Origin of the sequence: Anaerotruncus sp. 1XD42-93 (assembly GCF_009917605.1) — a bacterium.
Classification (GTDB): domain Bacteria; phylum Bacillota; class Clostridia; order Oscillospirales; family Ruminococcaceae; genus Anaerotruncus.
In genome coordinates this window covers 1-2728 of sequence record NZ_QZEG01000128.1, presented here as the reverse complement: position 1 = coordinate 2728, position 2728 = coordinate 1, and the positions used below count along the sequence as shown (strand labels likewise).

Sequence of the window (2728 nt, the reverse complement as noted above, 5' to 3'; positions counted from 1 at the left end):
ACCGGCCTGACCGCGGACTGCACCAAGCTGGAGATCGACCCGGAGAGCAAAAACCTGATGATGACCCGTCCAGCGTTCGGCGGCAACATCATGGCGACCATCCTCTGCCCGGACCACCGCCCGCAGATGGCAACCGTCCGCCCGGGCGTTATGCAGAAGGGCGAGGTCAAAGACGGCGCTCAGGCGCAGATCGAGAAATTCGAGGTTGCAGACTTGGCGTCCCACAAGAATGTGGAAATCCTCGAGATCGTCAAGAAAACTGCGGGCAAGATGGACATTCAGGATGCGAAAATCCTGGTGTCTGGCGGACGCGGCATGGGCGGTCCGGAGAACTTCAAGCTGCTGGAGGACCTCGCAGAGGTTCTGGGCGGAACGATCTCGTCATCGCGTGCATGCGTAGATGCGGGCTGGGTCGAGAAAGACCGTCAGGTCGGCCAGACCGGTAAGACGGTCCGTCCGAACCTGTATATCGCGTGCGGCATCTCGGGCGCAATCCAGCATCTGGCGGGCATGGAGGACTCGGAGATCATCATCGCGATCAACAAGGACCCGGGCGCTCCGATCTTTGAGGTTGCGGATTTCGGCGTTGTCGGGGATGTACACAAAATCCTGCCGCTGCTGACCGAGGCAGTCAAGAAAGAGCTTGCAAAAAAAGAATAAGCTAGTTTTTTAGGGCGCTCTGCGGGATTCCGCAGAGCGCCCTTTTTTCCTATTTTAAAATTTTGTCCTCAACTTTTGATCCCTGCGGCTATGGATGAAAAATGCCACAATAATTCTACTTAAATTCCCAGTTCCTGTATCATTCGTTCCAGTTCCCTCCAATTTTTAATCATCTCTTGCAGACGCTCCCGGCCTTTTCCAGTGATCCGATAATATTTTCGCACAGGACCTCCGGAACACTCTTTGGTAAAGGTTTCAGTGTCTCCATTCTCATGCAGGCGGCGAAGAATCGCATAAACCGTCCGTTCCTGCAAATCCGGAAATCGCTCCGACATCTGGCGAAGCAGCTCATATCCATAAGGCTCCTGCTGCTCAACAAGCCAAAGCAGAGCCATTTCTACCACCCCTTTGAGCATCTGCCGGTCAATCATCTTTCCATCCTTTCTGACGCAGAAGCGCGTATCCTGCCAGAGCTATCCCCCACCAGAGCGGATTACAGCAGGCCAATAGTGCTCCATGCATCTTTTCCGGATCATCCAAATAGTAGAGAAACTTAGAAAGCTCGTACAGCGCGGCAAATAATCCCGCATCGAGAAATGCCAGCCAGTCTACCCCTTCCCTCCCCCAGAGGAAGGAACACTCCCATCCAACCAATGCAATCAACATTCCAGCCACCACAAGCCCGGTTACGAGCGGCGCCAGAATGGATACAGAACCGTGTGGAATCCAGCCGTCTCCTTTTCGGGTAAACCACAGCGGAATGCAGCTGGACACAATCAAGGTCAAAATTGGGAATGCTATGCACCCTGCCAGCATGATTGCGCTTTTTTTCCAAGGGGGCTGCCTGACTGACCGTCCCCGGCCCTTTTTGACACAGAACCACTGAAGCAGAGGCAGGAACGGGATTCCATAACAAAGTACCGACGGTATCCACCAATCCCGGCGGATAAGCGGAAGACAGATCAAACATGCAAGCAGCGGAAAACTGCCCCATCCGATCAGGTTGAAAACCGCCTGCCTGCTTATGTCAGCATCCAACAAGCCTTTTCCCGCTGTTGAAAAAAGGAGTCCCAACGTTGCTGACAATGCAGCAGATACCAAAAGCGGGATGCAGCTTTCCAATATCATCCCGGCAATCGCTTCTGGCGCGTCAAGCCAATGCAGCATCTCTCCAATCTCCTGCATCGTGGAAAAAAGTCCAGCATACAGCATGGCGCTCCAAAAAATACGCCGCCCTCCCCAAACGATGGCAATCCCCCACGCCGCCAGCACAATGAGCATTCCAAATTTCAAAAGATGATGCATCATAGGACCCAACGACGCAGGCCCAAACGGCAGCCAACCGCTTTCTCCACCTGCGACCCGCAAAAGGACATGGATTAGCCCAGCCAAAATCAGAACCGGGACAATCGTGCACCCTGTCATAACCGCTAACCGTCTTTTTTCGGAGAGGAGACTCGATCTGGCATGACCGGTTCCAAGTAGAGTGATCTGTATCAACGGTACAAACAGAAGCCCATAGTGTAAGAAACGCGGCGCCTCCAGTATGCTCCAGCTGATTGGAAAGAGGGTCAGATATGCAAGAAGCAGGAAACTTCCCCAGACGATCAGGTCGAAAAGATGCTGATGCCCATAACTGCCGAATCTTCCTTCCGATTGAAGCTCCGAAACAATCTCAGCCGGCGTACCAAATGCTCTGCAGAGCGTATTCTCATCGCGCCCCTCTGCGAGACCATCGGAAAAATATTCCCGATAGTCATTCAAAATCTCTTGTACCCGTTCCTCTGGAATCCGCCGTCGCAGCCTCGCTCGCAGTTCATCCAGAAACATTTGCTGTGTCAAACCATTCTCCCTCCTATACTGTATAATATACAGTAGTTTTCTCTATCTTATCATGGCTTCTCTGAAATTGCAAGAGGCCGGTGTGCATTTGCTGCATACCGGCCTCTGTCAATCTGTATTATTTCATATACTTTTTCAGCAGATGCGCCACTTCATCAACGTCAATCGGCTTGGCCACATGCGCATTCATGCCGCTGTCCAGACATTTCTTGATGTCCTCCGAGAA

General features: G+C 52.5%; 3 protein-coding genes. 1 reads left to right on the top strand and 2 read right to left on the bottom strand.

Annotated features, from left to right (window positions below):
• A partial coding sequence (locus D5269_RS17240; RefSeq protein WP_147408059.1) for an electron transfer flavoprotein subunit alpha/FixB family protein occupies nucleotides 1–660 on the top strand: 660 nt, incomplete at its 5' end.
• 119 nt (nucleotides 661–779) lie between these two features.
• Here the strand turns inward: D5269_RS17240 and D5269_RS17235 are convergent.
• Both D5269_RS17235 and D5269_RS17230 read right to left on the bottom strand, forming a co-directional pair.
• On the bottom strand, nucleotides 780–1091 hold the full coding sequence (locus tag D5269_RS17235) for a helix-turn-helix transcriptional regulator (protein ID WP_016316052.1): 312 nt from the start codon (nucleotides 1089–1091) through the stop codon (nucleotides 780–782).
• Complete coding sequence (locus tag D5269_RS17230) at nucleotides 1084–2502, bottom strand: DUF1700 domain-containing protein (protein ID WP_158605074.1); 1419 nt, start codon at nucleotides 2500–2502, stop codon at nucleotides 1084–1086. Before D5269_RS17230 ends, D5269_RS17235 begins: the two co-directional genes overlap by 8 nt.
• Between the last annotated feature and the right edge of the window lie 226 nt (nucleotides 2503–2728).

Excerpts from the sequence above, each read along its gene's own strand:
- D5269_RS17235 (WP_016316052.1), bottom strand. The coding sequence starts at position 1,091 with ATGATTGACCGGCAGATGCTCAAAGGGGTGGTAGAAATGGCTCTGCTT.